Source organism: Clostridium hominis (genome assembly GCF_014287825.1).
GTDB classification, from domain to species: domain Bacteria; phylum Bacillota; class Clostridia; order Clostridiales; family Clostridiaceae; genus Clostridium; species Clostridium hominis.
In genome coordinates this window covers 22,301-45,442 of sequence record NZ_JACOOO010000038.1, presented here as the reverse complement: position 1 = coordinate 45,442, position 23,142 = coordinate 22,301, and the positions used below count along the sequence as shown (strand labels likewise).

General features: G+C 28.1%; 24 protein-coding genes and 1 riboswitch. Of the genes, 2 read left to right on the top strand and 22 right to left on the bottom strand.

Features of this window, described 5'->3' with window-relative positions:
• Positions 1-13: 13 nt before the first annotated feature.
• On the bottom strand, positions 14-2,074 hold the full coding sequence (locus H8S20_RS16250; RefSeq protein ID WP_186860753.1) for a sigma 54-interacting transcriptional regulator: 2,061 nt from the start codon (positions 2,072-2,074) through the stop codon (positions 14-16).
• 237 nt (positions 2,075-2,311) lie between these two features.
• On the opposite strand from H8S20_RS16250, the gene H8S20_RS16245 reads away from it, so the two are divergent.
• Positions 2,312-3,121 (top strand): serine hydrolase, encoded by an 810-nt coding sequence (locus H8S20_RS16245; protein ID WP_186860752.1) that lies wholly within the window; start codon positions 2,312-2,314, stop codon positions 3,119-3,121.
• Positions 3,122-3,190: 69 nt separating this feature from the next.
• Here H8S20_RS16245 and H8S20_RS16240 read toward each other — a convergent pair whose 3' ends face one another.
• The 14 genes from H8S20_RS16240 to H8S20_RS16180 all read right to left on the bottom strand — a co-directional run bounded on the left by H8S20_RS16240 (position 3,191) and on the right by H8S20_RS16180 (position 13,852).
• On the bottom strand, positions 3,191-3,319 hold the full coding sequence (locus H8S20_RS16240; RefSeq protein WP_141395441.1) for an LPXTG cell wall anchor domain-containing protein: 129 nt from the start codon (positions 3,317-3,319) through the stop codon (positions 3,191-3,193).
• A 41-nt stretch (positions 3,320-3,360) separates the two neighbouring features.
• Positions 3,361-3,708 (bottom strand): SF0329 family protein, encoded by a 348-nt coding sequence (locus H8S20_RS16235; protein ID WP_436231602.1) that lies wholly within the window; start codon positions 3,706-3,708, stop codon positions 3,361-3,363.
• An 18-nt stretch (positions 3,709-3,726) separates the two neighbouring features.
• On the bottom strand, positions 3,727-5,094 hold the full coding sequence (locus H8S20_RS16230; protein ID WP_186860778.1) for an MATE family efflux transporter: 1,368 nt from the start codon (positions 5,092-5,094) through the stop codon (positions 3,727-3,729).
• Positions 5,095-5,254: 160 nt separating this feature from the next.
• Positions 5,255-6,475, bottom strand: coding sequence for an amidohydrolase family protein (locus H8S20_RS16225; RefSeq protein WP_186860750.1), 1,221 nt, complete (start codon positions 6,473-6,475; stop codon positions 5,255-5,257).
• Positions 6,476-6,483: 8 nt separating this feature from the next.
• Complete coding sequence (locus H8S20_RS20355) at positions 6,484-6,795, bottom strand: hypothetical protein (protein WP_207725346.1); 312 nt, start codon at positions 6,793-6,795, stop codon at positions 6,484-6,486.
• Positions 6,796-6,806: 11 nt separating this feature from the next.
• Complete coding sequence (locus tag H8S20_RS20350; protein WP_207725345.1) at positions 6,807-7,334, bottom strand: hypothetical protein; 528 nt, start codon at positions 7,332-7,334, stop codon at positions 6,807-6,809.
• Between the two features lie 150 nt (positions 7,335-7,484).
• Positions 7,485-7,682 carry a hypothetical protein gene (locus H8S20_RS16215; protein ID WP_186860749.1) on the bottom strand — a complete coding sequence of 66 codons (198 nt, stop codon included), beginning with the start codon at positions 7,680-7,682 and terminating at the stop codon, positions 7,485-7,487.
• Between the two features lie 92 nt (positions 7,683-7,774).
• The gene (locus tag H8S20_RS16210; RefSeq protein WP_186860748.1) at positions 7,775-8,335 is read right to left on the bottom strand and encodes a GNAT family N-acetyltransferase; all 561 of its coding nucleotides are present in this window, start codon (positions 8,333-8,335) and stop codon (positions 7,775-7,777) included.
• A gap of 48 nt (positions 8,336-8,383) precedes the next feature.
• Positions 8,384-9,187 carry a hypothetical protein gene (locus tag H8S20_RS16205; RefSeq protein ID WP_186860747.1) on the bottom strand — a complete coding sequence of 268 codons (804 nt, stop codon included), beginning with the start codon at positions 9,185-9,187 and terminating at the stop codon, positions 8,384-8,386.
• 72 nt (positions 9,188-9,259) lie between these two features.
• Complete coding sequence (locus H8S20_RS16200; protein ID WP_186860746.1) at positions 9,260-9,619, bottom strand: hypothetical protein; 360 nt, start codon at positions 9,617-9,619, stop codon at positions 9,260-9,262.
• A 35-nt stretch (positions 9,620-9,654) separates the two neighbouring features.
• Positions 9,655-9,822, bottom strand: a complete 168-nt coding sequence (locus tag H8S20_RS16195) for a DUF8582 domain-containing membrane protein (RefSeq protein ID WP_186860745.1) — start codon at positions 9,820-9,822, stop codon at positions 9,655-9,657.
• A 195-nt stretch (positions 9,823-10,017) separates the two neighbouring features.
• On the bottom strand, positions 10,018-11,151 hold the full coding sequence (locus H8S20_RS16190; protein ID WP_186860744.1) for a M20 family metallopeptidase: 1,134 nt from the start codon (positions 11,149-11,151) through the stop codon (positions 10,018-10,020).
• A 112-nt stretch (positions 11,152-11,263) separates the two neighbouring features.
• Positions 11,264-12,694, bottom strand: coding sequence for a YfcC family protein (locus H8S20_RS16185; protein ID WP_186860743.1), 1,431 nt, complete (start codon positions 12,692-12,694; stop codon positions 11,264-11,266).
• A gap of 107 nt (positions 12,695-12,801) precedes the next feature.
• Positions 12,802-12,980, bottom strand: a riboswitch (Lysine riboswitch).
• Positions 12,981-13,036: 56 nt separating this feature from the next.
• Complete coding sequence (locus H8S20_RS16180) at positions 13,037-13,852, bottom strand: RelA/SpoT domain-containing protein (protein ID WP_186860742.1); 816 nt, start codon at positions 13,850-13,852, stop codon at positions 13,037-13,039.
• A 226-nt stretch (positions 13,853-14,078) separates the two neighbouring features.
• Here H8S20_RS16180 and H8S20_RS16175 point away from each other — a divergent pair, with 226 nt between their 5' ends.
• Positions 14,079-14,276: a hypothetical protein gene (locus H8S20_RS16175; protein ID WP_032118293.1), complete on the top strand. Its 198-nt coding sequence runs from the start codon at positions 14,079-14,081 to the stop codon at positions 14,274-14,276.
• On the opposite strand, the gene H8S20_RS16170 is transcribed toward H8S20_RS16175, so the two are convergent.
• From H8S20_RS16170 to H8S20_RS16140, 7 genes are all read right to left on the bottom strand, one after another.
• Complete coding sequence (locus H8S20_RS16170; protein ID WP_186860741.1) at positions 14,268-14,798, bottom strand: 2'-5' RNA ligase family protein; 531 nt, start codon at positions 14,796-14,798, stop codon at positions 14,268-14,270. The two genes, H8S20_RS16175 and H8S20_RS16170, sit on opposite strands and share 9 nt — an antisense overlap.
• An 18-nt stretch (positions 14,799-14,816) precedes the next feature.
• Positions 14,817-15,383: a GNAT family N-acetyltransferase gene (locus H8S20_RS16165; RefSeq protein ID WP_186860740.1), complete on the bottom strand. Its 567-nt coding sequence runs from the start codon at positions 15,381-15,383 to the stop codon at positions 14,817-14,819.
• Between the two features lie 302 nt (positions 15,384-15,685).
• Positions 15,686-17,098, bottom strand: a complete 1,413-nt coding sequence (locus tag H8S20_RS16160) for an APC family permease (RefSeq protein WP_032118290.1) — start codon at positions 17,096-17,098, stop codon at positions 15,686-15,688.
• Positions 17,099-17,270: 172 nt separating this feature from the next.
• Positions 17,271-18,614 (bottom strand): D-serine ammonia-lyase, encoded by a 1,344-nt coding sequence (dsdA, locus tag H8S20_RS16155; RefSeq protein WP_186860739.1) that lies wholly within the window; start codon positions 18,612-18,614, stop codon positions 17,271-17,273.
• 403 nt (positions 18,615-19,017) lie between these two features.
• Positions 19,018-19,572 carry a cupin domain-containing protein gene (locus H8S20_RS16150; protein WP_186860738.1) on the bottom strand — a complete coding sequence of 185 codons (555 nt, stop codon included), beginning with the start codon at positions 19,570-19,572 and terminating at the stop codon, positions 19,018-19,020.
• Between the two features lie 158 nt (positions 19,573-19,730).
• Complete coding sequence (gene htpG / locus H8S20_RS16145; RefSeq protein ID WP_032118288.1) at positions 19,731-21,602, bottom strand: molecular chaperone HtpG; 1,872 nt, start codon at positions 21,600-21,602, stop codon at positions 19,731-19,733.
• A 240-nt stretch (positions 21,603-21,842) separates the two neighbouring features.
• Positions 21,843-23,111: an HD-GYP domain-containing protein gene (locus H8S20_RS16140; protein WP_186860737.1), complete on the bottom strand. Its 1,269-nt coding sequence runs from the start codon at positions 23,109-23,111 to the stop codon at positions 21,843-21,845.
• Between the last annotated feature and the right edge of the window lie 31 nt (positions 23,112-23,142).

Sequence of the window (23,142 nt, the reverse complement as noted above, 5' to 3'; positions counted from 1 at the left end):
TAAAACAGCTCTTTTATTCTAAGATATCTTTTATATATTGAATTTCATCAATATTAAAATCAATATTAAATTGTTCCTCAATCGCCCATAAATTTCTTTTTATAGCATCACATAACTCAATATCATCTTCTAAAGAAGTTATTTCTGTGTGCTTTATATATTCATCATTAATTAATCTTTCAACTGCAAATGATATATGAATCATTAATTTAACCATTATATCCAAAGTAAATCTTCTCTTTAAATCAAATTGCATTAAATTTATTATTTTATAAACTAATGGACATAGTTTTTTAGGATTAACATACACAATTGTTTGTTCTATATACTCAACAGTATGCTCTAAAGTTTTATTACTTACTTCATCATTATCTTGAGATTTATTCATTCCCTCTTCAACTAAAATTGTATCTATTTTAAGAAAGTTATACATTAATGTTGCTAATATACTTACATTTAATGTTGATATCTCTAAATTAAAGTTCGTATCAATTATTTTACTAATTATTTTCGCTAAAGTATTAAAATAACTATTATTTGATATTTTAATATTCAGATTAATTTCATTATTATAATTTAGTAAATATAACAAATATATTATTAGATACTTTTGGAATTCATCTTCCCACTTTATAGTTGAGTATTCTTGTAAACATCCTAATAACACTCCAGAAAATTTATCTATGTCATCATAACTAATTTCTTTATACTCTTCTATTTTAGAAATTATCTCCGAGTAATTATATTCATATCCAATTAGTTCTAAAAACTTCTCACAATATTGTCTTATATTTATTTTATTACTATCAACTATTTCTGTATTTATATACGTCATTCTTACATCAGTTTTTGTGTTATAAAGATTACTTTGCCATGGTTCGCTAATTCTATTACTATCATTATTATTTAAAATATTCCAATACTCATAAACCTTATATAGAATATTTACCATTTCTTGTGGTATATCTTTTTTACCTATCTTCATTGCTTTATCGCCTTTGCTTATATAGCTATGATATGCATTAGCACACACCTTTTGTATATCACTTTTTAATTCTCCAATATTACCTTTGCAATCATAAAGCATAAAACACCATATTACTTCTCTATCTATAATAATATTTTCATTTATCCTTTTACCTTCAATATTAAAGAAGTACTTCACAAGCTCCTCTCTCTCACTTAAATGTCTTTCTCTTATATCTGGAATCCTTAAAATTACAGGTATTCTTCGAGTAAACGTTTTTAAAAGAGAGCTGTTTACATTCTCAGTTGTAGCGGTAATAAGTAATACATTACTTTTTCTATTAGTTACTGTTTCTCCTAACCTTCTATATATTCCATGATCCATTATAGAAAAAAGCATTTCCTGTCCTTCACTCGGTAATCTATGCACCTCATCCAAGAACAATATCCCACCATCAGCAGCTTCAATTAATCCCTTTTTATTATCATCAGCACCTGTAAATGCTCCTTTAGCATGTCCAAACAAGTGAGACATTAATAATTGTGGATTATTAGCGTAGTCTGCGCAATTAAACACAACAAATTTTGTTTTATCAGTATATCTTCCTATCTTTATTGCAAATTTATAAAGATATTCTGCAAACAAACTTTTTCCTACACCGGTTGAACCAAGTAATAAAATATGAAGCCCATTTGGAGGATATAAAATAGCAGCTCGGCCTTGATCAGCTATCTTTTTTAAACTTCCGTTAAGCCCAATAATTCCAAATTCATTATCATCTCTATTGGCTTCACTTATTCTTTTCTTTTCAATAAGTTCTACTAATTCTTTTAAACTATTAAATTTATCTTTCTTTATGTTAACACTGAATTTCTCATTAAATAACTTCTTATCAAAAAAAATTACTGGTCGTGATTTTATATAAATTAATTTTCCATCTTTACTTAATTTATTTAACTCTAAACTTATACTACTTCTACTCAAATTAAGTTTTTCTCCAATACCAGTTGCAGTAAACGATTCTATATCTCCAGAGCTTAATACATCATAATTTAAACTTTGCATTGCATCTTTTAAAGTATTATGAATAAGCTGATTTCTATTCACATTAACTCAATCCCATCTTAACCATATTTTATTAAATTCACCTTTTTCAATATTTTACCAATTATAACAATAGATTGTCAATTGAACTCGAATATTCTTTCACAGTCCCTTTTCTTTTTCGCCTTTTCTACTTTACCTTTATACACAAAAATGTATACTACCTGGAATGTATTTAGTAAAATATATTTATATCCATCTTTTATAAAACAACAAAATTTATGGAGGAAATCTTTTTATATGAAAAATTTAATTTATGATAGAGTTGCTCAAAAATTATCTGCATATAACTTTAATTATTCTATTCTTTTTAAAAATCTGACCTCATTAGAAACTATAACATGGTGCCATAATTCTCCCTTAGAAAAAGCTACTTTTCCTTCAGCAAGCACAATAAAGATTTTTATTGCAATTGAAGCTTTTAACCAAATTAATAAAGAACTTATTTTTGAAGATGATATAATTCTTTTAGATGATACTATGAAGGTAGGCGGGTCTGGAATTTTATCTAGCTATTCAAATAATAGTGAGATATCTATAAAGAAGCTTATTTATCTAATGATGGCTGAAAGTGATAATACTGCTACAAATATTCTTATAGACATTTTAGATATAAACAATATAAATACTACTATAAATAAGCTTTTATGCAAAAATTCAGCTTTAAATAGAAAAATGATGGACTTTGATTCTATAAAAAAAGGTATTGATAATTACACCTCTGCCCTTGATTTAGCTATAGTTTTAGAAAAACTATACACTAATTCATGTATAAATAAAAAGTATGATACTTTAATATTAAATATTATGAAAGATTGTACAAATAACAGTAAGATTCCAAGTAAATTGCCGTCTCACATTAAAATATCTCATAAAACTGGTGAATTGGATTATATAGAAAATGATGCTGGAATAATATTTACACCTTACGGAGATTATATATTAATTATTCTAACTGAAGGATATAATAACTCAGTGGAAATTCAAGCAATAAGTGAAATTTCTAAAATTATATATGACTCATATTCTCTATTAAATAATAGTAAGTGAAGTTAAATATTGTTGTTTATCACTTTATAAAACAAAAAGGCTTGGAGTTCCAAACCTTTTTTATTTTTACTATTTATGCTTCTTTTTATAAACTATAAATCCAAGTATTCCAATCAAAATAACAGCTCCTAAAACCAAGATAATTATATCTGTATACTTAATAGCTACAAAAGTTGCAACAAAACTTTTCTCTCCCATAAAATTCTCTCTTTTATTTAAATCTTTAATATAATTGTTAGCTATATATTTTCTAATCTTAAATCTATTATTTTTACTATTATATCTAAATCATTATTAAACTTGTCTTTTAGCTTTTGTAGAAATCTTTTTCCAACCCTTCTATCCATTACAGCTAAAATATTAATTATCTTATTATTTGAATTAATAGCATCTTCTATATTCATATTTAAAAATTCATGAGCCCTATTATAAAAATCCCATTGAGGCACTATTCCAATTTCCTCTAATTCTCTTTTTGACTCCTCATATGTAGATAAATATTTATTGCCTTTATCATACTCTTTATATTTTTCAGATTCAAGCTCATCTATTTTGTTGCTCCATTTTAATGTAGACATATCGAATATCTCAATATTATCTTACTTTTAAATATTAACTTCATCTTTTATTAGTGTAAGACCATCATTATTTAAAACACTATCTCTTTTGCAAACTCTAATAAACATTAGTCCAGCAAATATAGCTGCTACTATTTCTGCTATAGGAAATGTTATCCATACCCCTGTTAATCCTATAAACTTTGATAAAATAAACGCCATAGGTAGTATTATTATAATTTGTCTTAGCAATGTTATAAGCAAGCTTAAATTACCTTTGCCAATAGCTTGAAATGCAGTTGCAAATAATAATCCCAAAGCTGCTGGTATATAACTTAAGCTTATTGTACATAAGGCAGTCTTACCTATTGATAACATTTCTTCCGAAGCATTGAATATCATAAGTAATTCCTCTGGAAAAGCTAAAAATATAAAATTACCTGCTGCCATTATAATGACAGAAACTATAATTCCTAACTTTAATGTATTTATAAATCTATCTCTATTTTTAGCTCCATAATTATATCCTAATATAGGCATTGCTCCTTGAGTTAATCCACTTACTGGCATAAATACAAAGGACTGCAACTTAAAATATATTCCAAACAATGCTACTGCCACTTGTGAAAATGAAATTAATATTGCATTTAATCCCATAACTAATATTGATCCTAATGAAATCATCATTATTGAAGGTGCTCCTACTGTGAATATTTCTTTAACTACCTTCATTTCAAACTTAAAGCCTTTTTTCTTTATCTCAACTTCATGATTTTTATAAATTAGTGTTATTACAGATAAAGTCATAGCCAAAATTTGGCCAGCTACTGTTGCAATAGCTGCTCCTGCAACTCCCATTTTAGGAACTCCAAATAAACCAAAAATAAATATTGGATCTAAAATTATATTTGTTATTGCTCCAACCGCTTGGAATATCATTGGATATATCATATTCCCTGTAGATTGTAAAACTTTCTCAATGATTATATGAATTATAACTCCAAAAGATACCATTGTTACAATATAGGTATAATTAACTCCTAAATTTATAACTTCCTTTGATTCAGTAAACATCTTAAAAAATGGATTTATAAATATTAATCCAAGTACTATAAATATTACTGCTTCTATCACTCCTATAATTAGTCCATGAGTTACAGCACTATTTGCTTTATCATAATTCTTTTCCCCTAAACGTCTTGATATTACTGAATTTATACCAACGCCTGTCCCAACTGCCACTGCTAATATTATATTTTGTATTGGAAAGGCTAAAGACACTGCTGTTATTGCCTCTTCACCTATTCTTGCTACAAACATACTATCTACAACATTATACATTGACTGTATGAACATAGATAACATTGCAGGTAATGCCATAGTCATAAGCAAAGGAAAAATTCTTTTTGTCCCCATTTTATTTTCTTCTCTTTCCACTTCATAACCTCCTAAAAAAATAAGAACCACGTTGTCCTATTTGAGTTCCAGCAAACAGGTAAACGTGGTTCTTTGTAAATCTCTTATTTTATTCAGCTATATTTTACCATAAACACTAAAAATATAAAAGTTATTTAATTTACATTCTACTAATTAAACATTTCCCTTTTATATAAACTCTCTTTATATTTAAGCTATCACTAAATTCTACTACAGGAACTCCATTACTAATTATAAAATCTGCATCTTTTCCAATTTCTAAAGAGCCAATTTTATCTTCTACTCCTAAGATTTTAGCTGCATTTAAAGTAATTAAAGATAAAGCCTCATTTTCATCATAACCTTTATCTATTAACGCTTCTATTGCTTTCTTTGAAATTTCCATCAACTCAGGTGAACCTTTTGGTTTTTTATCATTAAAGCTCAACCATGATACGCCTTCATATGGTGGTAAATATGCATCTGTAGCAATAGCTACTAATATATTATTTTCAATTAATTTCAATATATCTTCCGGTGAGTTTGGTTTTAGATGAGTTCCACCTAAGGGCGTTGCTACTATTGCTATATTACTATTACTAATCTCTTTTATCTCATCATCAGTAATACCATGACCATGATGAATAACATCAAACTTTGCTTTTATAGCCATTTCTATAGCATCTTTTCCTGCTACATGACAGCCAACCCTTTTCCCTTTATCATGAAATATACTAACTATTTTATCTAACTCTTCTTGTGTATAAATAACTTCTCCAGCTCTTGGTACAATATCCTCAGTTAAATTTGCTGGAGTCGCGTTTATAAATATATTTTCACCTGGATAATCACTATTTTCTACTAAATCCATAATTGTCTCATCTTCTATAAGCTTATCTTTATCTACTGAGTTATTTCCTGTTACAGATGTGAAATTTACTAAATCTTTAAAGCCAATAGTTATACTGTTACATGAGAAAATTATATTTACAGGTAAGTCTTTTGCTATCTCCTTAAAATCTTTAACTGATTCTAAAGTCATTGGCGAACCACAAATTTGCTCTCCAAAAGTAGTTACCCCTGACATAAGTGCTTGTAAAACTAAAGATTTTTGAGCTATTTTATAAGTCTCCCTTGTCACTGGATAAACTGTTGATGGAGCATACTCTAATAGGTGTGTATGGCAATCTATAAATGAAGGTGTAATAACTAGATATCCAAAATCTTCAACTTCCAATTCCTTATATTTAGAAATTATATCATCTGACTTACCTATATCTATTATTTTACCTTCACTAATTACCATAGCTCCATTTACTATAGTTTTATCTTCACTTATCGTTACTATTTTCTTTGATTTCACAATATATTCTCTACTCATATCTACCTTCAAATTATAAGTGGTGTTAATGCTAATGCTATTATTACACAACTAATCAATCTGATAGCTGCCCCTAATAAAGCTGCATATAATGCTTCTTTTTCATTTAAATCTGAATGTTCTTTCCATGTTACAGGTATTTGCCCAAACAATACTGATAACGGAAATCCTGAATTTGCAAGAACAAATCCACCTACAATAAGTGCTGGTGCTACATTACACATTTCAACTAATTGAGCCATAGCTAATGTTGGGCTTGCTAAAATTGATACTATGCCTGTTGCTGGTTCAATTTGTAACCACTGTAAGCATGTACTCATGGCATTAGAAATTATAGCCCAAATACCGCTACAATAACTAACGGTAATGCTTTAATATTAAACTTTGTTAATACTACTAATCCTAAAACTAATGTTGCAAAAGATTGTGGAGATTGTATCATAGTTGCAATAGCAATTTTTTGCTCTCCCTTTGTAGCTTTAGCTTTAACTAATACAGGACCTGCAATAGCTCCAGCAGCATTAATATCGCCTAAAACATTATAAACACTCGGAATTATAACAGATGGATTAATCTTAAAGAACTTCATTATTGGAATAAAAATTCTTATCAAAGCATCAGTAAAACCTAATCTCTCTAAAATCCTACCTACAATTACACTTATAATAATAGCTACACCAACTTCACTAAGCAGAAATACATCAACTACTATAGGAAATACTTGTTTTGTAATACTATCAAAAAGTCCAGATAAAGAACCTGGAGATACTAGTAAGACAATAAAAGATAAGATTACTAAAAATAATCCAACTACTTCTATTGCCTTCCATTTCTTCCTAGAAGATTTGATCTGATTCATATCTCTCTCCTATTTTTTAATTCTTAATACATACTATAAAAACTCTCTGTAAACAGTTACTTATTTTTATCAATTGACTTTTTAGCATTTTTCTATAAAAAAATAACATCTACAATTTTAGTAGATGTTGCTGCTATTAAATATATAAAATTATTTTTTCTTATTTCTAGCGTCTATTATTACTCCAACAAGAGTACCTAAACATATTCCAATAAGTACTTGATTATAAATTGTTCCAAGTAAAAGCCCCACTATCATGCAAAGAGCCAAAAAGCTTATTGAACTACTTTTTTCATTTTTCCCTTTGCCTCTACCATTAACTTTTCCTTTGTTTTTGCCTTTACCCATAATGTTCTCCTCCTAAGTTTCATTAATATTAATGATAATACATTTAGTTATTTATTTCTACAATTAAATAAACATTAATTACTTAAATCCTCTTACTTTAGTATCTTCAAAATTTTATCTTCTGGTATTTTAGTTATAGGTATAAACTCCTTTGGATTCTCATCATAAATTGCAATTGATTTTTCAAACCAAGCAACATCTCTCCATTTATTACATTTATAACCGGCATTGTGATATATTCCAACCTTTTTGAACCCTAAGCTAATCTGTAACTTTTCACTTTTCTCATTTGGCAATGTTACACATCCATATACTGTTCTTATTTCTTGAAGCCTTAACAACTCTATAAGCTTTAAACAAAGAACTTTACCTATACCCTTTGATGTAAAGTTAGAGTCAATATAAATTGATAGTTCAGCCCCCCATTGATATGCTGCTCTTTCTTTATATCTACTAGCATAGGCATAACCAATAATATTGCCATCTTCTTCATATACTAAATAAGGATATTGTAAAATAATACTTTTAACCCTTTCTTCAAATTCCGTCTCATTTGGAAGTGTATATTCAAAGGTAATTGCAGTATCAATATATTGTCCATATATTTTTAATATTTCATTGCTATCATTGACTGTTGCCAATCTAACTCCCATCTTTTCACACGCCTTCCAACCACTAAATAACCTATACTATCAGTGAAACTATAATCTAGGATTATAAACTAATTTGTAATAACAATTTTTTCTATCTACTATAATTGTTTCGTAAATATCTTCATCTATTTTATTTAAATAAACTGCACCATCACTATAATCTCCTAAAACAGCTTTCGAAATATATTGTTGTACTAAATCATATCTTAAAGAATCATCATCTGTTATCATATTTCTAAATTCATTTAACTTAGAGGTTTCAAATTTGAAATCACTATCAATATTTTCTATTGATGCTTTATAAGATATTTCAGTATAAGTTACCCCAATATTTTCCATAGTCTCATATAAAATTGCATCTCTATTACCTATACTTAAATCAATATTTAATCCCTCTTCATTAGTGAAATAATGTACTGTTTCTGCCCCTAATTTATGTAGCTTTTCAAGTAATGTTACAACCTCAGGAACTCCTCCCTCAAACCTTGAAATTCTATCTCCTATTGGCTCTATAAAGGTTAAGTTTAATGAATTTTCATTAGCAAAACTCTTAAATAACTTAACCCCTCGAGCATATTCTTCAGCAATAGCATTATTTCTAGCCTCTAAATCTTTAGTATAAATTGAATTATCTTCAATTACTTTATCATAGCGACTAAAAATTGTTGTATTGCTTAAAGATTTATCTAACTCTGAATTTTCATCCTTATTATCAGGATTATCTACCTTTAAATCATTACTTACTACTTTTGCTTCCTCCTCTATACTATTAGTTATCAATAAAACTCCTCCTATAACAAAAGCTATAGCAAATAAAATTAAAGCAATCTTACTTTTTAAATTTTTCTTCATATAACCTCTCCTCTTATCCATAGTTTATATATAATTCCACCCTATTTTTTATTATTTAAAAGAAATTTTCTTTTATACCCCATAATGAATAATATACTTTTCTTCTTTTATAGCCTTAACTATTATACTTATCAATTTATCAAACTCTTCTGATTTACACTTAATATTTTCTTCATTAATTATATTTAAGAACTGCTTAAGAGATGTCGGTGGTATTAAGGTTATTCCATAATAAGCTAAATCCTTATATGGTCTATTTAGATTATGCGCAAAGGTTTCTAATTTCTTCATTTTATCTCCAAACCCTTTATGATATATTTCATCAATAAGATCTTCATCTATAAAAATACAATTATATTTTTCTGGTTTATGCTCATTTTCCCTATACTCTTCAATACAATCAATTATTCCAAACTCATGAACATAGGCCATTATACTACCCCCATTCAATTTAAATATTGAAGAAATTATTTTTCTGAGTTCTTTTCATTATTAGCTTCATTTTTTCTTGAAAAACTAATACAAATATAAGCACAACCTAATATTATAAACACAGGATTTTTATTTACTACTCCTACTATTAGAAAACAGATTGCTGCAAAAAGCCAAAGTATTCCCGTAATATTCTTATCCATATAATCCTCCATTAAATATCTAATTTGATAATTTTATGTTATCACATATTACAAATTTATTCCATAATCCATTCTACATAGAGTCTACCCTCATTCTAAAGTAATCTATTAGCCTGCCCAGTTAATTATTCCTTTCATCCTAATTATTATATTAATAAGCAAAAAAAGGAGCAATTGCTCCTTTTAACCTTTGTATTATCTATTTAATATTACTTTTTTAGTTAAAACATCATATCCAGTATAAGCTAAAGCTAAAACTGCAGTTAATAATCTTTCATGTCCTAAACTTTCTGTTGTGGCTTTTGCAAGTTCTCTACTATGACCTCTTACTTCACAATTAGAAATTGAAATATATGGGTGTATAGTTGGTGTAACATAGCTTACATTACCTATATCACTTGATCCTCCACCAGTCTTAGGTGCATGAATTTCTGTAATACCTAAGCTTCTTAGATTTTCATTGAAAGCTTCTGATAATACTTCATTAGTATTTAAATCATCATAAGGAAGCTCATATCTATCCATCTCAAGTTCGCAACCAGTCATCAAAGCTGCACCTCTTGCAATATTTTTAACCTTTTCTAAAACATCTTCTATTGTAGCTTTTTTTGCTGCTCTTATATAGAACTGAGCTACTGCTCTTTCTGGAACTATATTAGCTGCAACTCCACCTTCAGTAATAATTCCATGCATTAATACATCTTTAGTTACGTGCTGTCTTAAAGCATCAATTCCATTAAATAATTGTATTACAGCATTTAATGCATTTATGCCTTGTTCTGGACAAGACGCTGCGTGAGCTGTCTTTCCCTTAAAAGTAAATTGAATTGGATAAAGAGCACTACTTGTACCACTAGCATAAGTCTTATCATTTGGATGAACCATCATTGCACAATCAAGTTCATCAAATGCTCCTTCTTCAACCATGATTACTTTTGCACCATTTGTCTCTTCTGCTGGAGTTCCATAAACTATTATTTTCCCTCCGACTTGATCTATTATTTTACTTAAAACAATACCTGCTCCTGAAGAGATTGTACCAATCATATTATGTCCACATCCGTGTCCTATTCCAGGTAATGCATCATACTCACATAAATAACCAATAGTTAATCCTGGCTTACCACTATCAAAAGTTGCTTTAAAGGCAGTATCCATATTTAGGTATCTTTCCTCTACTTCAAAATTGTGCTCCTTTAAAAGTTCAGTTAAAACTTTTACTGCTTTATACTCTTCGTTTCCTAACTCTGGATTTTCATATATATAATCGCTTATTTCTATTAGTCTTTTATGTATTTTTTGTCCTTCACTAGTTAATCTCTCTTTCATCTTTAACTCCCCTAAATTAATTAATATTTTTATATATAATTTAGAAGCTGCCTAAGCAGCCTCTCCTATTTTAATAAGTAAAACTTATTTGAATTTTGAGTCTTAAATTTTTTTACATCCAATTTATCATCATTGCAACAGTTATAAATCCTAAGCTTAATAAGAATATTATTGCTTGTATTGGAAGTATCCATTTTACCCATTTAGAATATGGAACTCCAGCTAATCCTAATGACGCTATTAATATTCCTGATGTTGGGAATATTGCATTTGAGAAGCCATCTCCTAATTGGAATATTAAGACTGATAATTGTCTTTGTACCCCTACCAAATCTCCAAGTGGTGCAAGTAATGGCATAGTTACAGCAGCTTGTGCTGAACCTGAAATAACAAAGAAGTTTACTATCATTTGAACTATATACATTAAATATGCAGCTATTAATGATGGTAAATTACCAATTAATCCAACTAAACCATGTAAAACTGTATCTATTATTTGAGCATTTTCTGCAATTATAACTATTCCTTTAGCACAACCTATTATTACAGCTGCCCCAATCATTCCTTTTGCACCTTCTATAAATGCCTCTGCCATATCGTTAAGTGATAATCTTCCAACAATACCTGAACATAATCCCATTGCTAAAAATACTGCTGCTATTTCAGAAATATAGAATCCCTTAACTAATACTCCCCAAACTATAACTCCTATAGCTACTGCTAAAAGAGATAATATAGCTTTATGCTTTATAGTAAAATCTTCATGACTATGAATATTAACTTCTAGTTTTTCCTTTTTCTTTCTGTCTGATTCATAAACTAAACTCTTTGTTGGATCTTTTTTAATCTTATTAGCATAATACATTAAGAATGCTATACCAACAGCTGTTGTAATAGCCCATACTACTGTACGGAATCCAACTCCTGAACCTACTTCTACACCAGCTATATTTTGGGCAATATGTACTGTAAATGGATTTAGCATTGCTGTTGAGAAACCTAATATACACGCAAAATATGTAACTGCAACAGTTAATATACTATCGTAACCTAATGCTAACATAAGTGGAAGTAAAAGCGTTATAAATGGTATTGCTTCTTCTGACATACCAAAAACTGCTCCACCAATAGAAAATATAAGTGTTAATATTGGTATTATTAATATTTCTTTACCTTTTAATTTATTAACTAATCTAACTATACCAAGATCAATAGCTTTAGTTCTTGATACAACATTTATAGCTCCTCCAACTACAAATAAAAATGCAATTATCTCAGCTGCACTCATAATCCCTTCTAGTGGTGCTTGTAGTACTGCAAATATTCCTTGTGGATTGCTTTCTACATAGCTAAAAGTTCCATCTACAACTACAGTTTTCCCTGCTTCATTTACAACTCTTTCATAAGCTCCACCTGGAACAAAGTAAGTTGCTATTGATACTAAAATTATAATTCCAAAAATTATAACTAAAGTATGAGGCATTTTCATTTCTTTTTTCATAACATCCTCTGATTTTTCTCTTTTCTTCTGTAAATTTAACATCTTCATCCTCCTATTGTTTTTTATCTTTCTAGAATAAACAAAAAAGCCTTAAGCTTATCACTTAAGACTCTTATAAATTCAGTATTAATACCTTATTTAAAATACACTTCAGTGATAGCCCTCCATAATCATTTGATTATGACAGTGTTATACATATTCTGTATAACCCCAACATAATAACCTTAAAGCCTCAGTTATTTGTTTCGGCGATATTTCCTTTCATTTTGCACTTATGCTTAATTTTCTTGCAAAGATACTATTAAATACCGCAACCTCTATCTACATATTATTAAATTTTTATATGCATAATTATACATCATTAGGCATATTTCTACAAGTTTTTTATTTGTTAGTTTGATACTTTTTTAATTCCTCTTTTAATCTTTGTATTTCTTCTTCTTTTTCCTTTAGCTTATTTTCATAATAATTCTCCTTATCTCCAAGGTTATTATTTAACATATTTATTAATGAAGCCATTTCATCAGCACTTCCAACTATCCTATTAAATAATAATAAATTAGATTTTAATATTTCCGGAATCTCATGATGAGAATATCTAAGCCTATGATCTATCTCCCCATACCCCTCTTCAAAGATAGTTCTAACTTGAATTTCAGCTATAACCTTTTGATTTGTAGGATAACATTCTACTAAGTAATGAACTGATCTATAACCTGATTGTCGTGACCTTACTTCTATACCTAAATCATCAAATATATATCTATCGTCTCCATCTCTTATGTTTGCTGTTATTTCAACTACATTCCATGTCTTTACTATAAAGTCATGTATATCTTTCCATTGGTCTTTAAATATATGTAAAACTCTTATTCCAATTAAATCTGTTATCTCATTTTTATAATTATCTACATTAAAATGAAAATCTTTTCCATTTTTAACTTTCCTATCTTCCGTTTTTCTTATAATCTTTTCAATTAATCTTTCTGGATCTTTTATTCTTGATTTAACAGAATGTATATTTTCATTGGAACGTAATATATTAGCTATAAAATCTGCTTGAGTTTCATAAGAGTTCTCAAATTTTACAAAGTCATTATATATTTTTTGCAACTCTTTAAAATCAATATTACTTCTTTCTATATATTCCTCTATATGAGGGTATTTTTCTAAATAAAAATCTTTATCTAAACTATTCACTATTAAGCCTCCCTAATGTTGAAAATTAACACTAATAATTGTATTTTAGCATATTATTAATAAAAATATTGTTAATACTTTAGATATACTTTTTCTTTTGATACTAAAATATATGATTTATCTAACATAATGTTAATCATTTAAGTAACGCAATTTCCTTTTTATGGTAATAAGTGTTATAATAGTATTATCCTTATGATTACATAATTTTGGAGGTAATTTAAAAATGAATATTCTTCGCTTTAAAAAAGCAAATTACTACAGAATAACATTAAGAACTATGACATCAGAAGACATATTAAAATTTGAAGAAATAAAAAAAAGAAAAAATAAAGAGATTAATAAATTAGCTATCTTCGTTATGTTTGGTTTAATGGTATTAGTAGCATTAATGATTCATTTATATAATTTAAATTTACAATAATAAAAGAAATTCTCTATAAATTTTCCAAGTATTCTCTTCCCATTTATAAATTGTTATGTTATCAAAATTACATTTAAAATCAAATTTATACTGATTTACATAGTTCCATACTTCTTCATAAATGGGAGGTAATTTTTTTGAGGATAAAGTAACATGAAACACCTTATCCTTACCATCAGTTTTTGTAAAATTAATATATGAAGACTTATCTATCTCTTCAATAAGCCTATCATGTAACATCTTTCCTTCTTTTGACATATCTACATCCATATAAATAACCCTATTATCAAAATGATTATAATTGTTTAATCTAAAAGGTTGACTTCTCTCTCTCTTACAAAATGCTTCAATATTGTTTTCTAAATCTATAATACTTCCATCGTATTCAAAGGGAGCTTTTATAGTAAAATGAGCTGGAAGCTTTGAAGACTTAGCATTAAACTTTTTTAATATATCTTTTCTTAAATTATTATTAAAATCTCCTGCTTCCCCTTTAATTGCACACACTATCACATATCTCATACTTTACTTACTCCTTACTTATTTATTTGGCTGACTTAATTTTTTCATCATTACGTATCTTTTTAATCCTCCATATTTTACTTTCTCTACCTTTATCTCATACCCTAAATCTATAAAAGTATTAACACTAAATTTATTATACGGTGATGCTGTAGAAGTTAATATAGTATTCTCTTTTTCCCTTGCTATCTTTTCTAACTCTTCACAAATAACTTTCTGCAATCTGTTTCCCCTAAACTCATTTTTTACTACAGTAGATTCTATTTGCCCTACCTTTAATAATTCTTCATCTATTATACCTAAATCATATCCATAATTCTTCTTATCATATCCTTTAGCAACATATACGCCCATTGCAATTAATTCATCTTCTTCAGTAGTTACACCAAGTATTATACCTTCGCTATCAATATACTTCATAAATTCATCTTTTTCAGTAGATGCATATAACTGCTTATCTTCAAGTCCTTCAACTATTTCATCTTGAAGTCTCATTATTTTTTCTATATACGATGCATTAAGTATCTTCATATTAACTTCTATTATATTATTATCTGTTCTTTTTACCTTTAGTTTCTTATTCATAATATATCTCCTTATATACTGATTTAATTATTTCCAAATCAAATTTATTATTTAGTTTAATATTTAAAACTATATTCTTATTCACTTTAAAAAATAGTTTTTTTATATAATATCTATATACTATTTAATATTTAATTTCAATAGTATAACTATTATTTTATCTCGATTCATCATTTTAGTAACTTAAGATCATTATTCATTCCATTGTCCGTAAATATTAAAAAGCACCTACCATTATTATGATAAGTGCTTTCTATATAAAAAATATTATAAATCCATTATCTATGAACTTATTTTTTTCTTTAAGCTTCTACCTTTTTATTTTTCTTAGCAATCTTTGGTAGGATAAATCCTAGTAAGATTAATACAAATGGTGTTAATATATTTAAAGTTAATTGGAACTTGTCCTCTGAATACATTCCTCCAATACAAGCAAAAGCAGTAAAGGCAAAACACCATACTCCAAATATTATTCCAAAAGTTTTATTCTTTACGAAATAATATTCTCTCTCGAACTTATCTCCAGTTTTCTTTAATGCAATATAAGCAACAAATACCCAAAGATATCTAAGTGGCATAACTACTGCATTTAATTTTACAAGCCATCTTACTAACTCATCAACACTTCCAATTCCCATAGCTGGAACAATTATAAGTATTGATACAATTACAAATATTAGCTTATGTCCATTTACATATGCTCCATTTTCATTCTTAACAAATAACTTTTCTGGGATATAGTTTCTATCTCCACTATCAAGTAACATACGTAAAGGTGCATCTATTGATATTATTAAAACAGCAAATTGACCTATCATATTTGTTATTGCATAAAGTATTACAAATATATTTCCTAAGTTATAGTATTCCCCTAACTTTTGGAATGCATAGTATGCTCCATTTGTCATTAAATCCTTTGGAATATTATTAGAATCTATCATTAATCCTAATGAAATAGTTCCAAGTATTGCAGTTACAGCAACCATTACAGCAAGAGCTATCATCCCTTTTGAGAACCCCTTAGCTGGATCTTTCATTTGATTTACGTATGGTGATATTTTTTCACATCCACCAACTGCAAATACTAATATAGAAAGACTTGTAAAGAATGCAGCATCAAATTTAGGCATGAATGTACTCCATGACCAGTCAATTTGATTTAACTGTACATTTGTAATAGCAGGTGCAGCTAACATTAATAAAATGAATAGCATTGACATTATAAACATTGATGAACCTGCTAAAGCTGATAATTTCTTTAATGGGTTAATTCCCTTACCTGCTATATATAAAGCAACTATGAAGATAATTAAACAGCTAACCTGTAATAAAACTGGATTCATATTACTAATTCTACCATCTTGGAAAATTGCCCAACTTGAAGCTATCATAAAACTATTAGGCTTTTGTGATAAATATGGCATATGGACAATCCAGTATGTCCATCCTGCAAAGTAAGCAATTTTAGGGCTTATAGTTTCTCCAACCCATGAGCTAACTCCTCCACCATGATTTTTGAATGCAGAACCTAGTTCTCCAACCATTAATGCATATGGTACAAAGTAAATAGCAAAAATAATAATCCATGCTACAATTGCTTGCAATCCGTTGTACTCTGAGAATCCGTTAATTACGTTACCAAATCCCCAAACTCCTGAGAATGCCATCAATGCAAGACTATACCACATAATCTTCTTATTGTTGTTTTCAGTCATATTATGACCCCCTCTTTTGTAAAAAACTTTAGTTAAACTTTAACTCTAACTATTTTATCATCTTTTTATTGAAAAAGGTATAAATTTCTATATCTTTTTGTTAAAAATTAGACGCTAAACAAAGTAAAAGCAAGTCAAAAAATTTCTTTTTAACCTGCTTATAAAAAAATTTCTATTTTATATTCTTACCTTTATTATAATACTCTTGAATTATATCCTCTGGAACCATATTTCCACCTGTTGCCCAAACTATATGTGTTGCATTTTTCATGTCTTCTATTCCTTCTTTTTTAAGATAACCCTTACCTTTAGGTGAAATTTCAATATTATATGGGCCTAACATACCGGCTAAAGCACTTGGCTCTAATCTAATATTTTCTAAATCCATTATCTTATATAAATATTTATACATTCTTTCATCTGTAATAGTATAACTACCACTAATAAATGGTTCCATAATGTTTCCTACAAAACTTGATGCTCTTCCAACTGCTAACCCATCAGCATCAGTTCTATTATCAATATTAAAATCTTGAACGCATATCTTATCATGATATCCTGTAGAAAGCCCTAATAGCATGCATGGTGAGTGAGTAGGCTCTGCAAAGAAGCAATGCGCATTATCTCCAAATACTTCTTTAATACCAAAGGCAATCCCCCCAGGTCCTCCTCCAACTCCACATGGCAAGTATACAAATAGTGGATGTTCTTTATCTACTTTTATTCCAACCTCTTCAAATTGCTTCTTTAAACGAAGTGCTGCTACCGAATATCCTAAAAATAACGTTTTAGAATTTTCATCATCTACAAAATAACAGTATTCATCTGCTTCAGCTTGTTTGCGTCCTTCAGCTACAGCTTTACTATAGTCATCTTTATATTCAACTACAGTAACACCTTTACTTCTGAGCATATCTTTCTTCCACTTCTTTGCATCAGCAGACATATGAACAGTAGCTTTAAATCCTAATTTTGCAGCCATAATTCCAATAGATAATCCTAAATTACCAGTTGATCCTACAGCTATGCTGTATTTAGAAAATAAATCTTTAAATCTCTCTTCTGCTAATATACTGTAATCATCCTCTAATTTTAACATTCCTTTTTCTATAGCAAGTGACTCAGCAAAGTGAAGAACTTCATAAATTCCTCCCCTAGCCTTTATTGATCCTGATATTGGTAACTTGCTATCACATTTTAAATATATATCTCCTTGAATTTCTTTACCTAACTCTTCATTTAAATATTTATGCATCTTACTTATTTTTACTATTGGAGATTCTATTATTCCATTTAAAGCTTTTGTGTCTGGAAAAACTATAGCAAGGTAAGGTGCAAACCTCTCCCAACGCTTTGCTACATCTACTATATCATCCATTGAAAATCTACATTGTTCTATTGCTTTTTCCGCATCTATTTTATTCGGATTAATAAATACTGTCTCTTTTAATTCTATTAAATCCTTAATTATTGGAAACTCTGTTATCCAATCTGACATTGCTCTATCTAAAATCATCACATTACCTCTTCTACTAAAATTTAAAGCATTCCCGTAAGAACATTTATCTACATACTTAAGATTAAATTAACGGTAAATACTACCATAATTTTCAATATTGTACTACCAGTTGTTGCAACAACAATTATGTTAAGTCTTACTTAACAATTTTAAGTTAATATTAACAGTAAATATGTTTTTTGTAAATATATATCGCTAAAAAAATTAAATAATACTTAACACAATCATTTCTAACATTATCTTATTATTCACCTTTATCAAACCAAGAATCTATCATTAGCTAATGCTTTTTATTGAACAATTATAGAAAAAACAAAAAGGAGCTTAATAGCCCCTTTTTTAGTATTTATAATTTTTTAACCGGCTTTTAGTTAAGTTATACTTAACACCATATAATAAATTAAAAGCTTGGTGGCGTTACTGCAAATATTACTTTTGCAAGTTTTGTATCTATATTTTCCCACTTATGATCTGTCATTGGAGGAATACGAATACTATCTCCTTCATCTAAAGTATATCTTAAACCTGCTACAATTATATCTACTCTTCCTTCAATTACATATGCTACCTCTTCACCTTTATGACTTTCTGCTTCCTCTACTGATTTACTGCTATTCGGAATTTCCATCATACAAAACTCTATTGTTCCTAAAGTATTTGGAACTAATAAATCATACCTTACATCACTTTGATTAGGGAAACCTATAGTTTTTCTATTATTTTTTCTTACAACTAACTCTTCTTTTTCAGCATCCTCTTTAAAAAAATAAAATAATGGAACATCTAGAGTGTTAGCTATAGATCTTAATGTATTTATTGATGGATTTACAAGACCACGTTCTATCTGACTTAACATAGAGGCTGTAATTCCTGATTTCTTTGATAACTCTCTTACACTAGTATTGCTTGCATTTCTAAAATCTTGAATTTTTTTACCTATGTTTAACTCTTCCATATTACTACCTCTATCTTTATATTTTTATATATTATAACATAATCACTTTCTATTTTATAGCATCTGGAGTAGTAGATAAATATTGAACAATAAAAAAATAACCTGACAGATAAATTTACCCATCAGGTTATTCTATATTTTAATAAACTTAATTTTTATTACTTCATTAACTTACAAATATTATTTGCAAATTCTACTGGATCTTCTACACTTAATCCTTCAACTAATAAAGCTTGGTTGTATAAAAGATTTGTATATAAATCAAACTTTTCTTTATCATTTTCAAAAGTTTCTTTTAGTGAGTTAAATACCTCATGATTTGGATTTATCTCAAGAACTTTATCTGCCTTTACACCTTCATTGTTTGGCATTGAATTAAGAACCTTTTCCATCTCAATTGAAAGTTCACCCTCTGAAGATAAGCATACAGGATGATTCTTTAATCTCTTAGAAACTTTTACTGCTTTAACCTTACCACTTAAAGCTTCTTTCATTGATTCAAATAATCCTTTATTCTCTTCAGTTATAGCTTCATCTTTTTCATCAGCCTCTATTCCTAAATCACCACTTGAAACTGATTTAAATTCCTTTTCTTTATAGTTCATAAGCATTTTAATAGCAAATTCATCTATCTCTTCAGTAAAGTATAATATTTCATATCCTTTATCTTTAACTAACTCTGTTTGAGGAAGCTTTTCTATTCTTTCATTTGAATCACCAACTGCATAGTAGATGTATTTTTGTTCTTCAGGCATTCTTTCTACATATTCACCTAAAGTAACCATTTTCTTTTCCTTTGAAGAATAGAACATTATTAAATCTTGTAGAGTTTCTTTATTAGCTCCAAATTCTTCATAAACTCCAAACTTTAATTGTCTTCCAAAAGTCTTGTAGAATTTATCATAGCTTTCTCTATCATTTTTAAGCATATTTTCTAACTCATTTTTAATCTTATTATTAATATTTTTAGCAATACGCTTTAATTGTCTATCATGTTGTAATAGTTCTCTTGAAATATTAAGAGATAAATCTTGTGAATCTACTATACCTTTTACAAATCCAAAGTAATCTGGTAATAAATCTCCACACTTCTCCATTATTAATACACCATTTGAATAAAGTTCTAAGCCTTTTTCATAGTCTTTAGTGTAATAGTTGAATGGTAAATTTTCTGGAATATAAAGAATTGAGTTATAGCTTACCATACCATCAACGCTTATATGAATATGTTTTAATGGTTTATCAAATCCAAATCTCTTTTCCATATAGAAGTTGTTATAATCTTCATCTGTAAGCTCACTTTTATTTCTTCTCCAGATTGGAACCATGCTGTTTACAGTTTCTTCTTCTTTATACTCTTCATAATCACTTTCTGAACCTTCTTTAAGCTTTGACTTAGTTACATCTAGCTTAATTGGATATCTTATAAAGTCTGAGTATTTTTTAATTAATGATTTTATTCTATATTCATTTAAATATTCATCAAAATTTTCATCTTCAGTGTTTTCTTTAAGATGTAATATTATATCTGTACCATATGAATCTTTTGTAGCATCCTCGATTGAATATCCTTCAACTCCTTCTGATTCCCATCTATAAGCTTTATCACTTCCAAAAGCTTTTGTTATTACAGTAACCTTATCTGCAACTAAAAATGCTGAGTAGAATCCTACACCAAATTGACCAATTATATCATATCCATCTTTTATTTGATTTTCTTCTTTAAACTTAAGAGATCCACTTTTTGCAATAGTTCCTAAGTTTTCTTCTAATTCTTCTTTAGTCATACCAATACCTGTATCAGATATTGTTAATGTTTTAGATTCTTTATCTTGTGTTATTTTAATAAAGTAATCTTCTTTATTAAATGTAAGTGTGCTATCACTTAAGCTTTTATAATAAATTTTATCAATAGCATCGCTTGCATTCGATATTAACTCTCTTAAAAATATCTCTCTATGTGTATAGATAGAGTTAATAACAATGTCTAATAATCTCTTTGATTCTGCTTTAAATTGCTTCTTTTCCAATTTAAATCTCCCCTTCTAATTTAAAGATATTTTTGTTAGCACTCTAACTCATCGAGTGCTAATCTTCAATTTCTGTTATATCACTATTTCAATTTATTGTCAACACATCTATATAGTCCTTCTTTTAAAGGAATACTTTCCTCATGCCCATCATTACACCTCTTTAGTCTTTAATAGTAAAAAAAGTATGTATCGACTTTTACATCAATACATACTTAACTAACATCCTTATCATCTCTTTTACTTAAGGATAAAACTTATTTTTTCAAAATATTCTAATAACTCTTTATACTCATTCATTAAATTTTTATATAATTTTAGTGTATTTTTCGTATTAGCTTTAACTCTTTTTTCAATATAGTCATAATTTTCAATTACTAATTTGCATATATCCTTGTCTATCTCATAATTAGATGCCATATTTGATAATATTGATATAACCTCATCCTTTGAAAACTCATCCTTATAACTTCTCTTTCCTATCAAAGCGCTTAATACATCTGCAACTGCTACTATTCTTGCTTCCTTTGATATATTATCACCCTTTAAACAAAATGGATATCCAGTTCCATTTAACTTCTCATGATGTAGTGTTGCTATATCTCGTATATCATCTATTCCCATATTACTTAAAATATTATATCCAACTATAGTATGACATTTTATTATCTCAAATTCCTCCTGAGTAAGCTTTCCCTTCTTTTCTAAGATATTTATTGGAATTGATAATTTTCCTATATCATGAAGCATAGATGCTATCTTGATTATTGTTGACTTATAATCATCTAATCCTAACATTTTAGATATTTGCCAGCTTATTTCTTCCACAGTTATAGTATGTACTACAGTAGATTCACTTCTAAAATCTATAGCATAATTTAACATCCTTGCATATGCAATTATTTCTCTTCTTGATAGCTCTCTTTTATCTAAAATTTCATATAACTCATTTAAATATGTATCAGTTTCTATTTTTTCTATTAAATCATATTCATTACATGCTTTTTTAAATAACTCTTTATGCTCTTCAAGTAGATCATTACTACTTTTATTTAATATTAACATAGGGTCTATTTTATTAAAATGCAATTGTAAAACTGCAATACTATCAGCTAAATTTAATATGAGTGCTTCTTTAGGAATCTTTACTTTAGCTGAATCATTAAAATCTTTAGGATACAAATGATGCCCTAATACTATATCTGCTAAATCTGATAGAGGTGAAAAATACTTTATAAATAAATATCCATATACAGAATGGTTCATTGGAATCTCTAAATCCATATCAACAATGTGATCTCTTTCCTCTATCTTATATACACCTATATCATGGAACACAGCTAATGTAATCATTCTTAAGATTTCTTCATCACTGTATCCTCCATGACATTTTAATAGCTTGTACATTATATATGCAACCTTTTCTCCATGACCTGCTAATCTGTCATCCATAGAATCTAATGTTCTCTGTATGACTATCACAATATCTTTTAAAGTTATCCTTTTCATACAAAAATCACTCCATAATTAATCTTTATTT

Bases quoted from the DNA above. Each gene is read 5' to 3' on its own strand.
- H8S20_RS16245 (WP_186860752.1), top strand. From the start codon at position 2,312: ATGAAAAATTTAATTTATGATAGAGTTGCTCAAAAATTATCTGCATAT.
- H8S20_RS16240 (WP_141395441.1), bottom strand. From the start codon at position 3,319: ATGGGAGAGAAAAGTTTTGTTGCAACTTTTGTAGCTATTAAGTATACA.
- H8S20_RS16230 (WP_186860778.1), bottom strand. From the start codon at position 5,094: ATGGGGACAAAAAGAATTTTTCCTTTGCTTATGACTATGGCATTACCT.
- H8S20_RS16225 (WP_186860750.1), bottom strand. From the start codon at position 6,475: ATGAGTAGAGAATATATTGTGAAATCAAAGAAAATAGTAACGATAAGT.
- H8S20_RS20355 (WP_207725346.1), bottom strand. From the start codon at position 6,795: ATGAGTACATGCTTACAGTGGTTACAAATTGAACCAGCAACAGGCATA.
- H8S20_RS20350 (WP_207725345.1), bottom strand. From the start codon at position 7,334: ATGAATCAGATCAAATCTTCTAGGAAGAAATGGAAGGCAATAGAAGTA.
- H8S20_RS16215 (WP_186860749.1), bottom strand. From the start codon at position 7,682: ATGGGTAAAGGCAAAAACAAAGGAAAAGTTAATGGTAGAGGCAAAGGG.
- H8S20_RS16210 (WP_186860748.1), bottom strand. From the start codon at position 8,335: ATGGGAGTTAGATTGGCAACAGTCAATGATAGCAATGAAATATTAAAA.
- H8S20_RS16205 (WP_186860747.1), bottom strand. From the start codon at position 9,187: ATGAAGAAAAATTTAAAAAGTAAGATTGCTTTAATTTTATTTGCTATA.
- H8S20_RS16200 (WP_186860746.1), bottom strand. From the start codon at position 9,619: ATGGCCTATGTTCATGAGTTTGGAATAATTGATTGTATTGAAGAGTAT.
- H8S20_RS16195 (WP_186860745.1), bottom strand. From the start codon at position 9,822: ATGGATAAGAATATTACGGGAATACTTTGGCTTTTTGCAGCAATCTGT.
- H8S20_RS16190 (WP_186860744.1), bottom strand. From the start codon at position 11,151: ATGAAAGAGAGATTAACTAGTGAAGGACAAAAAATACATAAAAGACTA.
- H8S20_RS16185 (WP_186860743.1), bottom strand. From the start codon at position 12,694: ATGTTAAATTTACAGAAGAAAAGAGAAAAATCAGAGGATGTTATGAAA.
- H8S20_RS16175 (WP_032118293.1), top strand. From the start codon at position 14,079: ATGAATATTCTTCGCTTTAAAAAAGCAAATTACTACAGAATAACATTA.
- H8S20_RS16170 (WP_186860741.1), bottom strand. From the start codon at position 14,798: ATGAGATATGTGATAGTGTGTGCAATTAAAGGGGAAGCAGGAGATTTT.
- H8S20_RS16165 (WP_186860740.1), bottom strand. From the start codon at position 15,383: ATGAATAAGAAACTAAAGGTAAAAAGAACAGATAATAATATAATAGAA.
- H8S20_RS16160 (WP_032118290.1), bottom strand. From the start codon at position 17,098: ATGACTGAAAACAACAATAAGAAGATTATGTGGTATAGTCTTGCATTG.
- dsdA (WP_186860739.1), bottom strand. From the start codon at position 18,614: ATGATTTTAGATAGAGCAATGTCAGATTGGATAACAGAGTTTCCAATA.
- H8S20_RS16150 (WP_186860738.1), bottom strand. From the start codon at position 19,572: ATGGAAGAGTTAAACATAGGTAAAAAAATTCAAGATTTTAGAAATGCA.
- H8S20_RS16140 (WP_186860737.1), bottom strand. From the start codon at position 23,111: ATGAAAAGGATAACTTTAAAAGATATTGTGATAGTCATACAGAGAACA.